The sequence below is a fragment of the Streptomyces sp. NTH33 genome, from assembly GCF_003236365.1.
GTDB lineage: Bacteria > Actinomycetota > Actinomycetes > Streptomycetales > Streptomycetaceae > Streptomyces.
Genome location: NZ_POTZ01000088.1, coordinates 1 through 19,438, shown reverse-complemented (window position 1 = coordinate 19,438; position 19,438 = coordinate 1). Strand labels below are relative to the sequence as shown.

At 71.0% G+C, this 19,438-nt stretch carries 15 protein-coding genes and 2 pseudogenes; 11 read left to right on the top strand and 6 right to left on the bottom strand.

Annotation, left to right across the window (positions count from 1 at the left end):
• Window positions 1-57 precede the first annotated feature (57 nt).
• The 4 genes and pseudogenes from C1I97_RS11915 (at window position 58) to C1I97_RS11890 (ending at window position 5,142) form a co-directional block, all read left to right on the top strand.
• Window positions 58-1,452: an MFS transporter gene (locus tag C1I97_RS11915; protein ID WP_111003186.1), complete on the top strand. Its 1,395-nt coding sequence runs from the start codon at window positions 58-60 to the stop codon at window positions 1,450-1,452.
• Between the two features lie 139 nt (window positions 1,453-1,591).
• A complete protein-coding gene (locus C1I97_RS11910; protein ID WP_111003185.1) occupies window positions 1,592-3,535 on the top strand; it encodes a helix-turn-helix domain-containing protein in 1,944 nt (647 codons plus the stop codon).
• A gap of 679 nt (window positions 3,536-4,214) precedes the next feature.
• A pseudogene (locus C1I97_RS11895) lies at window positions 4,215-4,742 on the top strand (DEAD/DEAH box helicase); the annotation flags it as partial.
• A 91-nt stretch (window positions 4,743-4,833) separates the two neighbouring features.
• Window positions 4,834-5,142, top strand: a complete 309-nt coding sequence (locus C1I97_RS11890) for an SCO5918 family protein (RefSeq protein ID WP_111003184.1) — start codon at window positions 4,834-4,836, stop codon at window positions 5,140-5,142.
• A 58-nt stretch (window positions 5,143-5,200) separates the two neighbouring features.
• Here the strand turns inward: C1I97_RS11890 and C1I97_RS11885 are convergent, their stop codons facing one another.
• Window positions 5,201-5,557: a hypothetical protein gene (locus tag C1I97_RS11885; RefSeq protein ID WP_111003187.1), complete on the bottom strand. Its 357-nt coding sequence runs from the start codon at window positions 5,555-5,557 to the stop codon at window positions 5,201-5,203.
• A 293-nt stretch (window positions 5,558-5,850) separates the two neighbouring features.
• Between C1I97_RS11885 and C1I97_RS11880 the strand changes: the two genes are divergently transcribed.
• Window positions 5,851-6,054, top strand: coding sequence for a cold-shock protein (locus C1I97_RS11880; RefSeq protein ID WP_053751759.1), 204 nt, complete (start codon window positions 5,851-5,853; stop codon window positions 6,052-6,054).
• Between the two features lie 403 nt (window positions 6,055-6,457).
• Here C1I97_RS11880 and C1I97_RS11875 read toward each other — a convergent pair whose 3' ends face one another.
• The 3 genes and pseudogenes from C1I97_RS11875 to C1I97_RS11865 form a co-directional block, all read right to left on the bottom strand.
• Entirely contained in the window at window positions 6,458-7,018 is a 561-nt protein-coding gene (locus tag C1I97_RS11875; RefSeq protein WP_181446683.1) for a hypothetical protein, read from the bottom strand.
• A 176-nt stretch (window positions 7,019-7,194) separates the two neighbouring features.
• A pseudogene (locus tag C1I97_RS11870) lies at window positions 7,195-8,111 on the bottom strand (PP2C family protein-serine/threonine phosphatase); the annotation flags it as partial.
• A 74-nt stretch (window positions 8,112-8,185) separates the two neighbouring features.
• The gene (locus C1I97_RS11865) at window positions 8,186-9,871 is read right to left on the bottom strand and encodes a ribonuclease J (RefSeq protein WP_111003182.1); all 1,686 of its coding nucleotides are present in this window, start codon (window positions 9,869-9,871) and stop codon (window positions 8,186-8,188) included.
• A gap of 299 nt (window positions 9,872-10,170) precedes the next feature.
• Between C1I97_RS11865 and C1I97_RS11860 the strand changes: the two genes are divergently transcribed.
• From C1I97_RS11860 to C1I97_RS11840, 5 genes are all read left to right on the top strand, one after another.
• Window positions 10,171-10,623: an IS110 family transposase gene (locus C1I97_RS11860; protein ID WP_258382526.1), complete on the top strand. Its 453-nt coding sequence runs from the start codon at window positions 10,171-10,173 to the stop codon at window positions 10,621-10,623.
• 64 nt (window positions 10,624-10,687) lie between these two features.
• Window positions 10,688-11,983, top strand: a complete 1,296-nt coding sequence (gene pcaDC, locus C1I97_RS11855) for a bifunctional 3-oxoadipate enol-lactonase/4-carboxymuconolactone decarboxylase PcaDC (protein WP_111003181.1) — start codon at window positions 10,688-10,690, stop codon at window positions 11,981-11,983.
• Window positions 11,984-12,155: 172 nt separating this feature from the next.
• A complete protein-coding gene (locus tag C1I97_RS11850) occupies window positions 12,156-12,791 on the top strand; it encodes an MBL fold metallo-hydrolase (RefSeq protein ID WP_111003180.1) in 636 nt (211 codons plus the stop codon).
• A 63-nt stretch (window positions 12,792-12,854) separates the two neighbouring features.
• The gene (locus tag C1I97_RS11845) at window positions 12,855-13,634 is read left to right on the top strand and encodes an exodeoxyribonuclease III (protein WP_111003179.1); all 780 of its coding nucleotides are present in this window, start codon (window positions 12,855-12,857) and stop codon (window positions 13,632-13,634) included.
• A 58-nt stretch (window positions 13,635-13,692) separates the two neighbouring features.
• A complete protein-coding gene (locus C1I97_RS11840) occupies window positions 13,693-14,136 on the top strand; it encodes a DUF6278 family protein (protein WP_181446682.1) in 444 nt (147 codons plus the stop codon).
• Between the two features lie 221 nt (window positions 14,137-14,357).
• On the opposite strand, the gene C1I97_RS11835 is transcribed toward C1I97_RS11840, so the two are convergent.
• On the bottom strand, window positions 14,358-15,134 hold the full coding sequence (locus tag C1I97_RS11835) for a hypothetical protein (RefSeq protein WP_111003177.1): 777 nt from the start codon (window positions 15,132-15,134) through the stop codon (window positions 14,358-14,360).
• A 134-nt stretch (window positions 15,135-15,268) separates the two neighbouring features.
• Here C1I97_RS11835 and ggt point away from each other — a divergent pair, with 134 nt between their 5' ends.
• Window positions 15,269-17,080 carry a gamma-glutamyltransferase gene (gene ggt, locus C1I97_RS11830; RefSeq protein WP_111003176.1) on the top strand — a complete coding sequence of 604 codons (1,812 nt, stop codon included), beginning with the start codon at window positions 15,269-15,271 and terminating at the stop codon, window positions 17,078-17,080.
• Between the two features lie 124 nt (window positions 17,081-17,204).
• On the opposite strand, the gene C1I97_RS11825 is transcribed toward ggt, so the two are convergent.
• Window positions 17,205-19,438, bottom strand: a 2,234-nt coding sequence (locus C1I97_RS11825; protein WP_111003175.1) for an ATP-dependent Clp protease ATP-binding subunit, incomplete at its 5' end; no start/stop codon positions are given.

The following is a 19,438-nucleotide window of genomic DNA, read 5'->3' as shown; positions in this document are numbered from 1 at the left end:
CCCCATGACTGCCCCCCACGCCTGTCCCCGCACCCGCACCCGAGAACCGGTGAATCGATGACCGAGACCACGACCGCCAAGCCGGGCGAGCCCCGCTCCGGCGGCATCGCCCGCATCGTCAGCGCGAGCCTGATCGGCACCACCATCGAGTGGTACGACTTCTTCCTCTACGGCTCCGCCGCCGCGCTGGTGTTCAACACCCTCTTCTTCCCGACCAGCGACCCGCTGGTGGGCACGCTGATCGCGTTCGTCACCTACGCGATCGGGTTCCTGGCCCGGCCGCTCGGCGGCGTGGTCTTCGGGCACTTCGGCGACAAGATCGGCCGTAAGAAGCTGCTCGTGCTCAGCCTGATGCTGATGGGCGGCGCCACCTTCGCCATGGGCCTGCTCCCCACCTACGGCTCCATCGGCGTCGGCGCCCCGATCCTGCTCACCGTCCTGCGCCTGATCCAGGGCTTCGCCCTGGGCGGCGAGTGGGGCGGCGCCGTGCTGATCGTCTCCGAGCACGGCGGCGACAAGCACCGCGGCTTCTGGGCGTCCTGGCCGCAGTGCGGCGCCCCCGGAGGCAACCTGCTGGCCACCGGTGTTCTCGCGCTGCTGGCCGCCGTCCAGCCCGAGGAGGCGTTCCTGTCCTGGGGCTGGCGCATCCCCTTCCTGCTCTCCGGCGTCCTGGTCGTGATCGGACTGTGGATCCGCGTCTCGGTGTCCGAATCGCCGGTCTTCCTCGCCGCCCGGGCCAAGGCCGAGGCGGAAGCCGCCGAGGGGGCCAAGGAGAAGGCTCCCGTCATCGAGGTCTTCCGCCGCAGCTGGCGCGAGGTGCTCGGGGCCATCGGCACCCGGTTCGGCGAGAACGTCTCCTACTACATCCTCACCTCCTTCGTGCTGGTCTACGTCACCACCCACCTGGAACTGCCGAAGAGCACCGCGCTGAACGCCGTCCTGATCGGCTCCGCCATCCACTTCTTCACCATCCCGCTGTGGGGAGCGCTCTCCGACCGCATCGGCCGCAGGCCCGTGACACTGATCGGCTCGATCGGCATGGCCGTCTGGGCGTTCGCCTTCTTCTCCCTGCTCGACACGGAGTCCTTCGCCGTGATCACCCTCGCGGTCACCGCGGGTCTGCTGTTCCACGGCGCCATGTACGGGCCGCAGGCCGCCTTCATCTCCGAGATGTTCGACACCAAGGTCCGCTACTCCGGAGCCTCCATGGGCTCACAGCTCGCCTCCATCGTCGCCGGTGCCCTCGCTCCCATCATCGCCGTCGAACTCCTCAGGAGCTACGCGTCCTCGACGCCCATCTCCCTGTACCTCTGTGCCGCCGCGGTGGTCACCACCCTCACCGTCGCCGTCATCAAGGAGACCCTCGGCCGCGACCTGACCCTGTCGGCAACGGATCCGACGCCGGCACCGCGACGACAGGAGTCGTCGGTGGCCGGTGCCGACCGGGCCTGAGAGGCACGCCACCGGGTGCGGTCCGTTCTGCCGGGGGGCAGGGCGGACCGCACCCACGCCGGCCGCGGGCACCACGCCCCGCACGGCGCCTCAGCCGATCCGCGAACCAGCCGCGCAGCCGGAAGGGAGGACTGCCACGGTGACCGACGCGACCACCGTGAACGGACCCGTCAACGCAGCGACGGCGGCGCTCCGGGAACTGCTCGACCTGCTCGCCGCCGACGCTCCGGCCGAGCGACTGGCCCGGCCCGCCGCACAGGCACGCGCCGCCGGTGCCGACCCGCACGAACAGGACGTCATGGCCGAGGCCACCCGGACTGCACTGAACATCCACCGGACCCTGGCCCAGCACCGGCGACGGGAGGCCGAACTCGCCGCCCTGTTCGACACCGCGAGCGACCTGGCCGCACTGCGCGACCTGGACGCCGTGCTGCGCGCCATCGTGCACCGCGCCCGCACCCTGCTGGGCACCGACGTCGCCTACCTCACCCTCAACGATCCCGCCGCGGGCGACACGTTCATGCGGGTGACCGCCGGCTCGGTCTCCGCCACCTTCCAGCAACTGCGCCTCGGCATGGGGGAAGGCCTCGGCGGTCTGGTCGCGCAGACCGCACGCCCCTACGCGAGCCCCGACTACCGCACCGACCGCCGCTTCAAGCACACCGGGGCCATCGACGAAGGAGTCGACGAGGAGGGTCTGCGCGGCATCCTCGGCGTGCCCCTGCGCGTCGGCCGACGCGTGATCGGTGTTCTGTTCGCCGCGGACCGTACTCCGCGCGACTTCACCCCCGAGGCCATCGCCCTGCTCGCCTCCCTGGCCGACCACGCCGCCGTGGCCATCGACAGCGCACGCCTGCTGGAGGAGACCCGCTCCGCTCTTGTCGAACTGAACGCCGCCAACGAAACGGCCCGCGCCCACAGCGACGCCCTGCACCGCGCGGCCGACGCCCACGACCGGCTCACCGACCTGGTCCTCAGAGGAGGTGCCGTCGACGAGGTCGCCCGCGAGATCGCGGCCCTCCTCGACGGAGGCCTGGCCGTCCACGACGCGGACGGCACCGAACTCGCCCGCGTGGGAACCGGCCCCGTCATCCTGCCCGAGCAGGGGATCGAGGCTTCCCGCAGAGGCGGGCGGGCCGTCCCCGTCGACGGCAGCTGGGTGTGCGCCGTCCTGGCGGGCCCGGAACTCCTCGGCAGTCTCGTCCTCACCGGCCGGGCCGGTCTCACCGACGCCGACCGGCGCCTGTTCGAACGAGCCGGTCTGGTCACCGCCCTGCTGCTCCTCCTGCGCCGGTCGGTGGCCGAAGCGGAGGACCGCGTCCGCGGCGAACTCCTCGACGACCTGCTCACCGCCCAGCAACCGGGCGGCCGTCGCAACACGGGCAGCCTGACGCTGCGCGCCAGAAAGCTGGACATCCATCTCGCCCGGCCCCACGCGGTACTCGTCCTCACCTGTGACCCGGCCCTGCGCTCACGCCTGCTGACCGAGGCCGCGCGCCGTGCACGCGCGCTCGGGGGCCTGGCCGGCACGCGCAACGGACACACCGTCCTGCTCGCCCCCACCTCGGATCCAGGCGCACTCGCCCAGGAACTCGCCCACGAACTGACCCGCGGCCTCGGCACCCCCGTCACGATCGGAGCCGCAGGCCCCGCCACGGGTCCGGAGCACCTTCCCCACACCCACGACGAGGCACACCGCTGCCTCCAGGCTCTCGAAACGCTCGGCCGTACCGGCGACGGCGCCGCCCTGACCGATCTGGGCTTCATCGGGGTCCTCCTCGGCGACCGGATGGACATCACCGGGTACGTGAACCGCGTCCTCGGCCCCGTTCTCACCTACGACGTCCAGCGCGGCACGGAACTCGCCCGCACCCTCACCGCCTACTACGACAACGGTGCCAGTCTGGCCAGGGCCAAGGACGTGCTCCATGTCCACGTCAACACCGTGGTCCAACGCCTCGACCGCGTCGCACAACTCCTCGGCCCCGACTGGAACACCCCCGGCAGAGCCCTCGAGATCCAGGTCGCCCTACGACTGCACCGCCTCGCCCGGCAGGGCACGCCCGGCCACCGGTCGACCTGACAGGGCGACCACGTCACGAACGTGAGGACCGTCAGGAGACGGTCGGTCCAGCCGGACGCGGGGGATCTTCGCGAAGTCGCCACAACCTGGGACGGCTTGCGTGGGGTCCCGACCCAGCTACGTGAGAAATCGTGAGATGTGAGAGCGTGCAGGGCGTGAGTGAGACACCGACGAACACCCTGCAGTACCGCTTCGACGGGCCGGAAGAGGCCCCTGTCCTGATCCTGGCTCCCTCACTGGGTACGACATGGCACAGGTTGTAGAGACCGCCCAGGGGTGTCCAGCCGATCCAGCACAGGCGCGTAATGCCAGTTCAGGACCTCACAGCCCGAGGGAGTCCGCACAGTTGGTGAGATCTGTGTGAGAGCGCGTGCGATGACGAAGCCCCGCCGGAATGCCGGCGGGGCTTCTGTGCGCAGCGGGTTACGACGGGGTGCAGCGTCCGGCGGGGCGCACCGTTGTACTCCGGCTCTCCGCTTTCGAGCACGCGGAGCAAGGAGGCGGTGACGACATGTGTGCTACGGCCGACGCCTAGCACACGGCACGGAAACTCCTCGTGACGAGCCAGGTCGTAGCCCTTCGCCTTGGAGAATCCCAACGACTTGGAGGCGTTTTCCACGCTCCCCGTTCCGCCCAGGTGGCGGGGATGCGTGCGGGGCAGCCTGTGCGGCCCGCACCCCGCACCGCTGGACGGCGTGCGGAGCCCCGCCAGCCGCTGGGGCTGATCCTCGTACCGACGCGTGAGCCGGCGCAGCAGGTGACCGACGCGCTCACGCCGTACGCCCGTTCCGTCAAGCTGCGGCTGGCCACGGTGGTGGGCGGTATGTCCATCGGTCGGCAGGCCGGCGCGCTGCGAGGCGGAGCCGAGGTCGTGGTCGCGACACCGGGCCGGCTCAAGGACCTCATCGACCGCGGCGACTGCCGACCGAACCAGGTGGACATCACCGTGTTGGACGAGGCCGACCAGATGGCTGACATGGGTTTCATGCCGCAGGTCACCGCGCTGCTCGACCAGGTGCGTCCGGAGGGGCGGCGGATGCTGTTCTCCGCCACCTTGGACCGTAACGTCGACCTGCTGGTGCGCCGCTGTCCGACCGACCCCGTCGTGCATTCGGTCGACCCGTCGGCCGGTGCGGTCACAACGATGGAACACCACGTCCTGCACGTCCACGGCGCCGACAAGCATGCCGCCACGACCGACCTCGCCGTCGTCCGCGACAGCTCCGCCTGCACGGACCGCGCCCGCCTGCGCGACATCCTCAGCGACCACGGATCGTTCCTTCTCTCTGTGAGGCCACATGCGCTGCGTCATCGCCCGCTTCCCCTTCGAGCTCACCAAGGGCGGCGTACTGGAATCGATGAAGGGCATCAAGCCCGAACCGGTCACCGGCGGATCCGCGACCATCGGCCGCCGTCACTACCCAGTCAAGCAAGTCGGCCAGGTCATCACCCGCCAGGACCGCCGCGACTTCAGCGCAGCCGAAGTCCTCCGAGCCAGGACTCAGCTCGGCTTCACCTGCCGCACCCTCCCCAAGACCGCACCCGTACGCATCCTCAGCCCGCTCCAGCAAGCCTCCGCGATGCTCGGCACCCCCGTATCCGTCTGACCGACAGGACAGGCACGAGCCCGCACCGCGTGCAGCGGGTTGCCACCGCGGTGATCGCTCAGCGGTCGGAATAGCTGAAGTCGCCCACCGTCCAGGCGCTGACGTCCTCGATCGCCACACGGTACATCCCGCCAGTCTCCGGGATCCCCATCGTGCCCTGCAGGATCCGGGCGACATGGAAGTGCAGATGTGTAGGCGGACCGTTCGTCGCGGGGGTGTCGAAGACGGCGGAGAACTCGCCCAAGCGGTCCGAGTCCGTCAGTACCTCCGAGACCCTCTGTCGCCACACTGCTTCGGGAGCCAGCCGACCAGTGATGACAGCACCACCGGTGACCACGGTCAGGGACATCTGATTGCTCTGGCCGGACTCCACCAGGGCGGCGACGTCAACCAGCAGTTCGTCGGGCTTCGACACGAGGCAGATTATATCCACCGGCCATCCGGCCGCTTATGCGGTGGCGCTACCGGGCAAGGCGGGCGCTCACGGTCTTGCCGCCGGAGCCCGACAGTCCTGGTGTGCGGCGTGATCATTCCTGTGGTGATGTGCTGTGCGGGCGTGTAGCGTCTGCGTCAGCTGTCGTGGTTCGGAATTTCCCTTTGCCCACGCCTTGGTGTGGGCGTTTTGCTGTGCTGTGCCGCAGGAACCAGGGCGATCACCTCTGCCTTCCACAGGGAGTGGGAGGCGTTCATCGACTGGAAGGCATGACTATGGCTACGGGAACCGTGAAGTGGTTCAACGCGGAGAAGGGTTTCGGCTTCATCGCCCAGGACGGGGGCGGTCCGGACGTCTTCGCGCACTACTCCGCAATCAACTCCTCGGGCTTTCGTGAGCTCCAGGAAGGCCAGATCGTGACGTTCGACGTCACCCAGGGCCAGAAGGGCCCGCAGGCCGAGAACATCACCCCGGCCTGACCTCGCAGCTCTGCCCGAGGGTTGGCGCACTCCGCGACTGGTGAATGCCGCAGCCCGTGCAGGCCGTCCTTTCGGTCGGACAAGGGGGTTCGCTCTTGTGCCGGTCGTCGACAGAACCTGCGGTGCACAGCATCAGGGCCGCGCAGCATGGCTGCGCGGCCCTGATCTGTTGAGGTGCGTCAGGGGCGGCATGACCTCGACCGGGCACTTCCTGAACCCGGCATCAAGCGCTGTTGCGGGCTCGGCCGCATTACCCGTACGTGTCTCAGTTCGTCGGCGACCAGGGTTGCTCGCAAGGTGCAGCGGCACCGAGCCGGAAGAGCAGGGATACGAGGCCGGGTTGCGCGCCACGTGCCGGCTCGGGCGCCGTATGCCCTGCACGCCTGCCTGGAGGAGCAGACGTTCAGGCGCTGGTCCAGGCGTCGAGGAAGGCTTTCCGTCCAGCCGGATCGTCCGATCTGCGGTCTGCATGCAGGACGCGCCAGGCGGTGAGCTCGAGATCTCGGAGCCACAGTTCTCCGATGACCTGTGTCTTGAGGTCGGGAAGATGGTCGGACTCGGCGAGGGCTTGACCGATCACCTCCCCGGCCGCGACGCGCTGGGGTGGGGTCATCTCATCGACGGCCGAGAGGATCTGTCGGGCCAGGGCGGCTCCTTCTCCTGCCAGGGAACGCAGCACCTGAGCCTTGATGTTGACGGGTAGCAGGTACGCGGTGCCCGAGGACCTCCACAGGTCCGACCAGAAGCGTTCTCCTGCTTTGGTGGGGGCAGGCAGCGCGGCCAGCAGTCCGAGGAGATGGCCGGTGGCCGCATAGCCATCGGAGTGGGCAGCTGCGACGACTGCGACGCCGGCGACGCCCTCCACATCGAGGTGGGCGCCTTCGAAACGCGAAGCCAGCCCCAATTGATGTTCCAACTGGTTTGCCAGGGCAGCGGATACGTGGGGGTGGACCTCAGGAAGCATCGGCGATCCTTGCGCGTAGGCGAGCGGAGATGCCCGTTCGTAAGCCCTGATCGTTCCCATGACCGGCCGATCTACTCGGCTTGGGCAGGCCCAATCGGCGGCAGCGTCAACGGGGGCTGGAGTTCACACGGTGGCGAACCGGCCCATGCCCGGCGACGTGGCCCTGGGGTTCTCGACAGCGCGCGGGTGCGGACGATCAGGTCCGACAGATCGAGGCTGTTGGCGTTGCGCTCCAGCATGCCGTCGGTCAGCATCACCAGCCGGCCGCCCGGACGCAGGTCCAGCGACTGGACCCGGTAGCTGTGAGGGGCATGGAAGCCGAACGGCATATCGATCTTCGGAGCGATCTCCCGCACCTGTCCGTCCCGCATCCGCAGCGGTCAGGGGTGCCCGGCGTTGATGAACTCGGTCTTGCCGTCGATCAGGCTGATATGCAGGAGCTGGCCGGTGACGTAGCTCTGGCGGCCGTGCTCGCGCATGGCCCGGTCGGCCTGGCGGGCCTGTTCGGCGAGGTCGGCACCGGCCCGCCGGGCCCGGCGCAGGGCGCCCACCAGGAGGGTTGCCGGCAGCGCGGCGTCGACATCGTGACCCAGGGCGTCGGTGACAGAGAGCTGGACCGTGTCCCGGTCGATCACGTAGTCGAAGGTGTCACCCCGACGTGGTCGGCCGGCTCCAGCGCCCCGGCCACCGCGAACTGCACCGTCTCACACGCCAGTGACGCCGGGAGCAGCCGGTGCTGGATCTCCGCGGCCAGGCTCAGCGGGATGGTACGGCGGCCCCACTGGTACACGTCGGTGAAGGACCGGTTTGCGATGACAATGTACGCCAGAGCGTGCGCGGTCTGTCCGATCTTCCGCATCACCTCCGCGTCCGGCGCCGCGGGCAGGAACAGTTCGAGGAGCCCGATGGCGTCCCCGCGATTGGTCACAGGGGCGACGATCCGAACCAGCGCGCCCTCGCTCTTGTCCTCCACACTCGGCCGCTGGGTGCGGATCACGTCGTCGTACAGGGTGCCCCGCAGCGTGATGCGCCGGGCGGGCTCATCGGTCTCGGCACTGCCCGCCACCCCCAGCCGTACGACCGAGCCGCCGGTGCTGACTCCCGTGCCCGACCTCGATGCCCGCGGGGCCGCGACCGGAACCGGGGACCGTGCTGCCGGGCTGTGGCTCAGGCGTCGATGATGACGGGGATGATGAGGGGCTTGCGGCGGTGGGCGCGGAACGCCCAGTTCGCCACGGCGCGGGCGAGCAGCTGTTCGAGTTGGCGCGCGTCCCCGACGCCCTCCTCGGCTGCGGTGGCCAGGGTCTTCTCGATGACGGGGATGACCGGCTCGAAGGTGGTGTCGTCGTGGACGAAGCCGCGGGCCAGGAAGTCGGGGGGCTCGGCGAGGGCGCCGGTGTCCGCGTCGACGATCGCCACCACCGTGACCACGCCTTCGGCGGCGAGGGTGAGGCGGTCCTTGAGGGACGCTTCGGTGGCGCCGCCGACTTCCATGCCGTCCACGTAGACGTTGCCGGCGGGGACCTTGCCGGTGATGGACGCGCGCCCGTCGACGAGATCGACGACGACGCCGTCCTCGGCGATGACGACCCGGTCGGGGTCGACACCGGTACGGATGGCGAGGTCGCCGTTGGCCCGCAGGTGGCGCCATTCGCCGTGCACGGGCATGACGTTGCGGGGTTTGACGATGTTGTAGCAGTAGACGAGTTCGCCGGCGCTGGCGTGCCCGGAGACGTGCACCTTGGCGTTGCCCTTGTGGACCACGTGGGCGCCCCACCGGGTGAGTCCGTTGATCACCCGGTAGATGGCGTTCTCGTTGCCGGGGATGAGGGAGCTGGCGAGCAGGACGGTGTCGCCCTTGCCGATGCGGATCATGTGGTCGCGGTTGGCCATCCGTGACAGCGCGGCCATCGGTTCGCCCTGGGAGCCGGTGCACACCAGAGTGACCTTGTGGTCCGGGAGCTTCTCCAGCTCCTTCGTGCTCACGACCAGACCGGAGGGGACCTTCAGATAGCCCAGGTCACGGGCGATGCCCATGTTGCGGACCATCGACCGGCCGACGAAGGCGACCTTGCGGCCGTGCTGGTGGGCGGCGTCCAGGACCTGCTGGATGCGGTGCACGTGGCTGGCGAAGCTGGAGACGATGACCCGGCGCGGCGCGGTGCGCATCACCTGCTCGATCGCCGGGTTCAGCTCACGCTCGGAGGTGGTGAAGCCGGGTACTTCGGCGTTGGTGGAGTCGGTGAGGAACAGGTCCACGCCCTCCTCGCCGAGGCGGGCGAAGGCGCGCAGATCGGTGATGCGGTCGTCGAGAGGGAACTGGTCCATCTTGAAGTCGCCGGTGTGCAGCACCATCCCGGCCCGGGTGCGGATCGCGACCGCGAGGCTGTCGGGGATGGAGTGGTTGACCGCCACGAACTCGCAGTCGAAGGGCCCGAAGCCGCGCCGGTCGCCCTCCCGCACCCGCACCGTGCGCGGCCGGATGCCGTGTTCCTTGAGCTTGGCCTCCAGGAACGCCAGCGTCAGCTTGGAGCCGACGACAGGAATGTCGGACCGCTCGCGCAGCAGGTACGGCACGCCGCCGATGTGGTCCTCGTGGCCGTGGGTGAGTACCACGGCCACGATGTCGTCCAGCCGGTCCCGGATCGAGGTGAAGTCCGGCAGGATCACGTCCACGCCGGGCTGGGTCTCCTCGGGGAACAGCACGCCGCAGTCGACGATGAGCAGCTTGCCGGCGTGCTCGAAGACGGTCATGTTGCGGCCGATCTCACCCAGGCCGCCCAGGGCGATGACCCGCAACCCTCCCTCGGGAAGGGGCGGGGCGGCTTTCAGCTCGGGGTGCGGATGACTCATACCCTGACGGTACCCGGAGAGCGGGCGGGGTGATCCATTGCCTGTGCGATCTCCTTTTCCCGACGGAGCGGGGCACCCGCAGCGGGTGCCCCGGCACGATCGGATCACGCCGGCGGCCGGAACGGGGAGTGGTGGCAGCGGTACCACCTTTTGTGGCCGAACCATTCGCCCGATGCTGGAGAAAATCTCGTGCGCCCTGTCGTGTTTTCCGGCGTTCGCTGCCTCCCGGTGGGCTACTTGTCCGTACCTGCGCACGGCTCGCCGACGACAGCAAGAACGACGAGGACGGTGAACAGGCGGTGCTGCAGGCCACCCGCACTACCCTGTGTCTGCTGGCCCAGCGAATCGGACAGCTCACCGAGCAGATCCAGGGCTTGGAAGGCCGCCTGGCCCGGCTCGTGGAACGCCACGCCCCGCAGCTGCTCACCGTGGTGGGCATCGGTCCGGACACGGCCGTCACTTTGCTGATCACGATGGGGGACAACCCGGAACGCCTGGGCAGTGAGGCGTCCTTCGCCGCGCTGTGCGGGGCCAGCCCTGTCGAGCGTTCCTCGGGCAGTCGGCAGTACCGTCGCCTCAACCGTGGCGGCGACCGGCAGGCCAACGCCGCCCTGCACCGGATCGTGCAGACTCGCCTGCGCCTCGACTCGCGCACCCAGGACTACTACGAACGCCGCATCGAGGAGGGCAAGACCCGACGCGACATCGTCCGATGCCTCAAACGCTACGCTGCCGGGAGGTCTTCCGCTTGATCAGGGCCATACAGTCAGGCCCCGCGTCATAGGGGCAGTCGTGATACATGAGAGGGTCGGACGGGTGAGCGAGACACCGACGAACACCCTGCAATACCGCTTCGACGGGCCGGAAGAGGCCCCTGTCCTGATCCTGGCTCCCTCACTGGGTACGACATGGCACATGTGGGACCGGCAGGTCCCCGAGCTGACGAAGCAGTGGCGTGTCTTCCGGTTCGACCTGCCGGGGCACGGAGGCGCGCCCGCGCACCCCGCCGGCCTGGTGTCCGACCTCGCCGCCCGCCTGCTGGCCACCCTGGACGGGCTCGGCGTGCAGCGCTTCGGCTACGCCGGCTGCGCGCTCGGCGGCGCCGTCGGCCTCGAACTGGCCCTGCGCCACCCCGAGCGCCTCGCCTCGCTCGCGCTGATCGCCGCCTCGCCCCGGTTCGGCACCGCCGACGAGTTCCGCCAGCGCGGGGTGGTCGTCCGCACCAACGGGCTCGACCCGATCGCCCGCACCTCCCCGGACCGCTGGTTCACCGGCGGTTTCGCCGCCGCGCAGCCCGCGATCACCGAATGGGCCGTGCAGATGGTGCGCACCACCGACCCCGGCTGCTACATCGCCGCCTGCGAGGCGCTGGCCACCTTCGACGTCCGGGCCGAGCTCGGCCACGTCGGCGTGCCCACGCTGGTCCTGGTCGGCTCCGAGGACCAGGTCACCGGCCCCGCCGAGGCCCGCACCCTGGTCGCCGGCATCCGCGACGCCCGCCTCGCCGTCGTGCCCGGCGCCTCCCACCTGGTGCCGGTGGAGCAGCCCGCCGCCGTCACCGACCTGCTGGTCCGGCACTTCTCCACCGCCTGGCAGCTGCCCTTCGAGACGACCACCGGCCAGCTGGCGGTCGTCCCGTCCCCGGCCAGGCCCGTCCTGGCCGTGCCCCCGCAGGCCGCGCCCATCGCCGAGATCGCCCCGGCGGACCCGCCGGACCGGTCCGAGGGCCGGCCGGACCCGTACGACATCGGCCTGAAGCTCCGCCGCGAGGTGCTGGGCGACGCGCACGTCGACGGCGTGCTCGCCGAGGCCGACGACTTCTCCGGCGACTTCCAGGAGTTCCTGACCCGCTACGCCTGGGGCGAGATCTGGGACCGGCCCGGCCTGGACCGGCGCACCCGCAGCTGTGTCGCCCTCGCCGCCCTGGTCGCGGGCGGCCACCTCCAGGAGCTCGCCGCCCACACCCGGGCCGCCCTGCGGGGCGGCCTCACCCCGGACGAGATCAAGGAGGTGCTGCTGCAGACGGCCGTCTACTGCGGCATCCCCGCGGCGGGCAACGCCTTCCGGGTCGCCCAGCAGGTCATCCGCGAGGAGACGACTCCCGCCGAATGACCGCCCGTCGGGGGGCGCCCGCGAGTGGCTGTCCGCGAGTGGCTGTCTGTCGGGGGTCGCCCGCGAGTGGCCGCCCGCCAGGGGGCGCCCGCCAGGGGCGCCCGGCCGGGCACCGGGACCACCGCGCCGGACAGCCCGCGCGCCCGGCGCGCGGCGCGGCAGGATGGGACGCATGAAGCTCACGAAGAAGTCGCATGCCTGCATCCGCCTCGAGAAGGACGGGCGGACACTCGTCGTCGACCCCGGCGGTTTCACCGAGGAGGACGCCACGGCCGGCGCGGAGGCGATCCTGGTCACCCACGAGCACGCCGACCACTTCGACGAGGGACGCCTGCGCGCCGCCCTGGAGGCCGACCCGGGCACCGAGATCTGGACGCTGAAGTCGGTCGCGGAGCAGATCGCCGCCGCCTTCCCGGGCCGCGTCCACACCGTCGGCCACGGCGACACCTTCACCGCCGCCGGGTTCGACGTCCAGGTCCACGGCGAGCTGCACGCGGTGATCCACCCGGACATCCCGCGCGTCACCAACGTCGGCTACCTCGTCGACGGCGGCCGCGTCTTCCACCCGGGCGACGCGCTCACCGTGCCCGACCGCCCGGTTCAGACGCTGATGCTCCCGGTGATGGCGCCCTGGAACAAGATCTCCGAGGTGATCGACTACGTCCGCGAGGTGAAGCCGCAGCGCGCCTACGACATCCACGACGCGCTCCTCACCGACCTGGCCCGCCCGATCTACGACCGCCAGATCGGCGCCCTGGGCGGCGCGGAGCACCTGCGGCTGACACCGGGCGCGTCGGCGGAGGTCTGAGCCCCCGCGGGCACGGAACCCGGGCGGGCGGCGTTGTCGGTGGCGCCGGGTAGGTTGTGAGGCATGCGCATCGCGACCTGGAACGTGAACTCGATCACCGCCCGCCTGCCGAGGCTGCTGGCCTGGCTGGAGAGCAGCGGCACGGACGTGCTGTGCCTGCAGGAGGCCAAGGTCGCCGAGGACAGGTTCCCGTTCGACGAGCTGCGCGACCTGGGGTACGAGGCGGCGGTCCACGCCACCGGCCGGTGGAACGGCGTGGCGGTGCTCTCCCGCGTCGGCATCGAGGACGTGGTCAAGGGCCTGCCCGGCGACCCCGGCTACGAGGGCGCCGAGGAGCCCCGCGCCCTCTCCGCGACCTGCGGCCCGGTCCGCGTCTGGTCGGTGTACGTGCCCAACGGCCGCGAGGTGGACCACCCCCACTACGCCTACAAGCTCCGGTGGTTCGAGGCGCTCAAGGAGGCCGTCGCGGGCGACGCGGACGGCAGCCGCCCCTTCGCCGTCCTCGGCGACTACAACGTGGCGCCGACCGACGACGACGTCTACGACCGGGCGGCCTTCGAGGGCTCCACCCACGTCACCCCGGCCGAGCGGGCCGCCCTGGCCGCCCTGCGCGAGGCCGGCCTCGCGGACGTGGTCCCGCGGCCCCTGAAGTACGACCACCCCTACACGTACTGGGACTACCGCCAGCTCTGCTTCCCGAAGAACCGCGGCATGCGCATCGACCTGGTGTACGCCAACGAGCCGTTCGCCAAGGCGGTCACCGACGCCTACGTCGACCGCGAGGAGCGCAAGGGCAAGGGCGCCTCCGACCACGCGCCCGTGGTGGTCGACCTGGACGTGTAGGACGACACCCGCGTCCGCCCTGTGGTGCGCGCGGCGGTGCGGGTGTCACGCTGAAGCCATGAGCTTCTGGTTTGTGGGCAACTGGCGCAAGAAGCACGGACCGGCCCTCGGCGTCGCGGTGGTCTCCGTCGACGGCACACCGGACCCCGGGGACCTCGCCGACCTGCTCTCCACCTGTGAGCTGCTGCGTGCGCAGGCGTCCGAGGTCGGCGTCCGGCTCGACGAGTCCGCGGCCTCGCTGGAGGCGCTCGACCAGATGCTGCCGCGCTGGCGGGACGACTCCGAGAAGGTGTCGTGGCTGGGGAACGACGCGGGACTGTACCTGGGCACGGTCATCGTGCGTACCGTTCCCGGCGCGGTCTGGGAGATCTGGCCCAGTGGCCAACCCGCCGTACGGCTCGCGTCCGGGCGGGAGTTCAACGTCGTCGAGGCCGGCCACGCCTGGGCCGAAAGCGGCGTCCCCGGGCTCTCCCAGCTGTACGCGGAGGTCGCGGAGAGGTGAGCCCGGCGACTACGATGTGCCGCTCATCCCTGTGGTGACGGCGATCCGGCCCACCGCCACCGGGGCGGGGACGCTGTTGCCGGGTGGGGACCCCCTCCACGGCCCTTCGACCGCAGGGGGCAACAGTCCACGGAGTCATACCCGGCCGGCGGCAGCCGGAGATCACTGCTCGCGCAGCGGGACGGACACAGGAGACGGATCGTCCGCCGACGAGGAGAAGGTCAGCTGCGCGCCGGACGGGTGGTGCTCGACGCGGAGTCGGCCGCGGCCGGTTCCGGCAGCGGCGCCTGCGCCGCGCGGGTCACGTCCGCGACGAGTTCGACCACGTCCGGGCCGTACGCCTGGGAGTTGACCACCTTCAGCAGCAGGACGAAGGAGCCGCTTTTGTACTTCCGGGCCAGCCGCTCGTGGTTGCGGGCGAGATAGCGGGTCGCGGCCTGGTTGTCGATCGCGCGCTGCCCGCAGAACAGGAACACCGGCCGGGCCCTGGAGCGGCGCTCCCCGGCGGTGAGCCGGGCGAGCAGGACGTACTCGCTGCGGCCCGCCTCGAGCCGGTAGTGCTCGTCGCCGATGTGGAACGCGCCCCGGTCCGGTCCGGGGTCGGCGTCGACGTTCACCCGCACCCCGGGCAGCAGGGAGGAAAGGTGCGCGGCCATACGGCGGTTGGAGGCCGGCCCGCCCACACAGAACTCGGTGCGCTCGCCGAACCCCTGCTGGGCCGCGTCGTGCGCGACGACCTGGACGCCCGCGTTGCAGTCCTTGACGAGCGCGGACAGCTCCAGCAGGGCGAAGACGTCGTGACGGGTCACCGTGAGGTCCGGGCCGCCCGCGTCACGGTTGACCACCAGCAGCGACTCGGAGTTGTCGGGCAGCCCGAAGAAGGCCTGCTTGCGGCGCAGCCTGCGCCGCCACAGAGAGGTGCGGGCCAGCCACCCGAGTGCGGCGCTGACAGCCGTCGCCACCACTCCCAGGACGATGTTGCGCACGTCGTCGTTCATGGCCGCGCATGCTAGCGCCTTTGAACGCACCGGTGTTCGACACCCGATTGGCCCAACCATCCTGACGGGCTCATGGCAATGACATAAGCTGCGCGACGGCCAGGCAACCGAGCACAACCAGCGTGGAGGTGCGGATGCGTCGTCCTGTCGCACGGAAACTGACGGTCCTGGCGGTCTCGGCCGCCCTGGTGACGGTGGGCGCGGCCGCCCCGCCCGCCGCACAGCCCCACACCAAGCCGAGACCGGATCCGAAGACTCCTGTCGCCGTCGGCCACGGCGGCGCCGTGGCCAGCGTCGACGCGGACGCCACCGCCGCCGGCATCGAGGTGCTGAAGAAGGGCGGCAACGCCGTCGACGCGGCCGTCGCCACCGCCGCCGCCCTCGGCGTCACCGAGCCCTACTCCGCCGGCATCGGCGGAGGCGGCTACTTCGTCTACTACGACGCCCGCACCCGCACCGTGCACACCATCGACGGCCGCGAGACCGCCCCGCTGACCGCCGACTCGAAGCTGTTCCTGGAGAACGGCAAGCCGCTCGCCTTCGACGCCGCCGTCAGCAGCGGCCTGAGCGTCGGCACCCCCGGCACGCCCGCCACCTGGCAGACGGCTCTGGACCGGTGGGGCACCAGACGACTCGGTACGGTCCTGAAGCCGGCCGAGCGCCTCGCCCGCGACGGCTTCACCGTCGACGAGACCTTCCGCTCGCAGACCGCCGCCAACGAGACCCGCTTCCGCTCCTTCCCCGCCACCGCCGAGCTGTTCCTGCCGAACGGGCGACTCCCCGTCGTCGGCTCGCGGTTCAAGAACCCCGACCTCGCCCGCACCTACCAGGAGCTGGCCCGCAAGGGCGTCGGCGCGATCTACCACGGCGACCTCGGCAAGGACATCGTCAAGACGGTCAACCACCCGCCCGTCGACCCGGCTTCGGGCTGGAACGCCCGCCCGGGCGAGCTGTCCGCCAAGGACCTCGCGACCTACCGCGCCATACTCCAGGCGCCCACCAGGACCTCGTACCGCGGCCTGAACGCGTACTCGATCGCGCCCTCCTCCTCCGGCGGCACGACCGTCGGCGAGGCGCTCAACATCCTCGAGCGGACGGACCTCTCGAAGGCGAGCGAGACGCAGTACCTGCACCACTTCATCGAGGCGAGCCGCATCGCCTTCGCCGACCGCGGACGCTGGGTCGGCGACCCCGCCTTCGAGGACGTGCCCACCAAGGAACTGCTGTCGCAGAAGTACGCCGACTCCCGCGCCTGCCTGATCAAGGACAACGCGGTCCTCACCAGCCCGCTCGCACCCGGCGACCCGCGCCACCCCGTCGCCTGCGGCCGTGGCGGCACGGCGGCGCCGACGACGTACGAGGGCGAGAGCACCACACATCTGACGGTCGCCGACCGGTGGGGCAACGTCGTCGCCTACACCCTCACCATCGAGCAGACCGGCGGCAGCGGCATCACCGTGCCCGGCCGCGGCTTCCTGCTCAACAACGAGCTCACGGACTTCTCCTTCGCCCCGGCCAACCCGGCCGTGCACGACCCGAACCTGCCCGGCCCGGGCAAGCGGCCGCGCTCGTCGATCTCGCCGACGATCGTGCTCGACCGGCACGACCGGCCGGTGGTGGCACTCGGTTCGCCCGGTGGCGCGACCATCATCACCACCGTGCTGCAGATCCTGACCGGACTCCTGGACCGGCACCTGCCGCTCGTCGACGCGATCGCCGCGCCCCGCGCCAGCCAGCGCAACGCGGCCCAGACCGAACTCGAACCCGGCCTCTACGACAGCCAGGTGAAGAAGCGGCTGGAGGCGATCGGCCACTCCTTCAAGCCCAACCCCGAGATCGGCGCCGCCACCGCCGTCCAGCGCCTGCCGGACGGCAGGTGGCGGGCCGTCGCGGAGAAGGTTCGCCGGGGCGGGGGCTCGGCGATGGTGGTGCGCCCGGCGCCGTAGGGCCGGGGGACCGCACCGGCCGGTGACGCGGGCCGGTGACGCGGGTCGGTGAAGCGGGCCGGTGACACGACGGGGCCCGCCTTCCGTCAGGTGAAGGCGGGCCCCTGCTCGGTTCGGCCCCGGTTCAGTCGGCGGGTGCCGGCGCGGGTTCCTGGCCCTGGGTGCCGAACGTGAGCCGGCCGTCCGCCACACCCACCGTCACCCGGCTGCCCTCGCGGACCCGGCCGTCCAGCAGCAGCCGGGACAGATGGTTGTCGACCTCCCGCTGGATGGTGCGGCGCAGCGGGCGGGCGCCGTACTCCGGCTGGTAGCCGCGCTGGGCGAGCCAGTCGACGGCCGCGTCGGTGAACTCGACGGCGACGCCCTGCGCGTGCAGCAGCCGGCGGGTCTTCTCCAGCAGCAGGTCGGTGATCTGCCGCAACTGCTCGCCGGTGAGCTGGCGGAAGACGACGATCTCGTCGATCCGGTTGAGGAACTCCGGCCGGAAGTGCTCCCGCAGCGGACGCAGGACCTGCTCGCGCCGTGCCTCCTCGTCCGCCTCCGTGCCGCCCGCGCCGAACCCGATCCCGGCACCGCGCCGGGTGATCGCCTCCGAGCCGAGGTTGCTGGTCATCACGATGACGGTGTGGGTGAAGTCCACCGTGCGGCCCTGGGAGTCGGTGAGCCGCCCGTCGTCGAGCACCTGCAACAGGATGTTGAAGACGTCCGGGTGCGCCTTCTCGACCTCGTCGAGCAGGAGGAGGGAGTACGGGTGCCGGCGCACCACCTCGGTGAGCTGGCCCGCCTCCTCGTGGCCGACGTACCCGGGCGGGGCGCCCACCAGCCGGCTGACCGTGTGCCGCTCCTGGTACTCGCTCATGTCCAGGCGGACCATGCGGTCCTCGCTGCCGAACAGGGCGTCGGCCAGCGCCCGGGCCAGCTCGGTCTTGCCGACGCCGGTCGGGCCGAGGAACAGGAAGCTGCCGATCGGCCGGTCCGGGCTCGCCAGCCCCGCGCGGGAGCGCAGCACCGCTTCGGAGACCACGCTCACGGCCTCGTCCTGGCCGACGACCCGCTGGTGCAGATGCTCCTCCAGGCCGAGGAGGCGCTCCTTCTCCTCCTGGGTGAGGCTGCTGACCGGGATGCCGGTCTGCCGGGACACCACCTCGGCGACGGCCTCGGCGGTGACCCTCAGGTGCTGCCCCTCGTCGGCCTCCCCGTCCCCGGTGGCATGCGTGATCTTCTGCTTCAGCTCGGTGATCCGGTCGCGCAACCGGGTGGCCTGCTCGTACTGCTCGTCCGCGACCGCCTGGTCCTTGTCCAGGGTGAGCTGCTCGACCTCGCGCTCCATGGCCCGTACGTCCGTGCCCTTGGTGCGGGCCCGCAGCTTCACCCGGGCGCCGGCCTGGTCGATCAGGTCGATCGCCTTGTCCGGCAGGCGCCGGTCGGTCAGATACCGGTCGGACATCTCCACGGCGGCCACCAGCGCCTCGTCGGTGTAGCGGACCTGGTGGTGGGCCTCGTAGCGGTCGCGCAGCCCGCGCAGGATCTCCAGGGTGTCCGGGACGGACGGCTCGGGCACCAGGATCGGCTGGAACCGGCGGGCCAGCGCGGCGTCCTTCTCGATCCGCCGGTACTCCTCCAGCGTGGTCGCGCCGACGATGTGCAGCTCGCCGCGGGAGAGCGCGGGCTTGAGGATGTTGCCCGCGTCCATCGCGCCGCCCTCGCCGCCCGAGCCGGCGCCGACGACGGTGTGCAGCTCGTCGATGAAGACGATCAGCTGGTCGGAGTGGGTGCGGATCTCGGTGACGATGTTGTTCAGGCGCTCCTCGAAGTCACCCCGGTAGCGGGTGCCCGCCACCACGCCCGTCAGGTCCAGGGCCACCACCCGGCGGCCGAGCAGGATGTCGGGCACGTCCCCGTCGGCGATCCGCTGTGCGAGCCCTTCGACGACGGCCGTCTTGCCGACGCCCGCGTCGCCGATGAGCACCGGGTTGTTCTTGCCGCGCCGGGACAGCACCTCGATGGTCTGCTCGATCTCCTGCTCCCGCCCGATCACCGGGTCGATACGTCCCTGCCGGGCCAGGTCGGTCAGATCGCGGCCGTACTTGTCCAGGGTGGGCGTCGTGGTGGACCGCTGCCGCTCCGCCTTCGACGGCGCGGCGGCGTCCGGCGCCTCGGGCGGCAGACCGGAGGCCGCGAACCGGGCCGCGTTCAGGATGTGCCCGGCAGCGGAGTCCGGGTTCGCGGCGAGCGCGCTGAGCACGTGCTCCGGGCCGATGTACCCGGCGCCGCTGGCCCGCGCCATGTCGTGCGCGTCCAGCAGGGCGCGCTTGACGGCGGGCGTGAGCGACAGGGTGGTGGGAGGGGGTGGTGGTG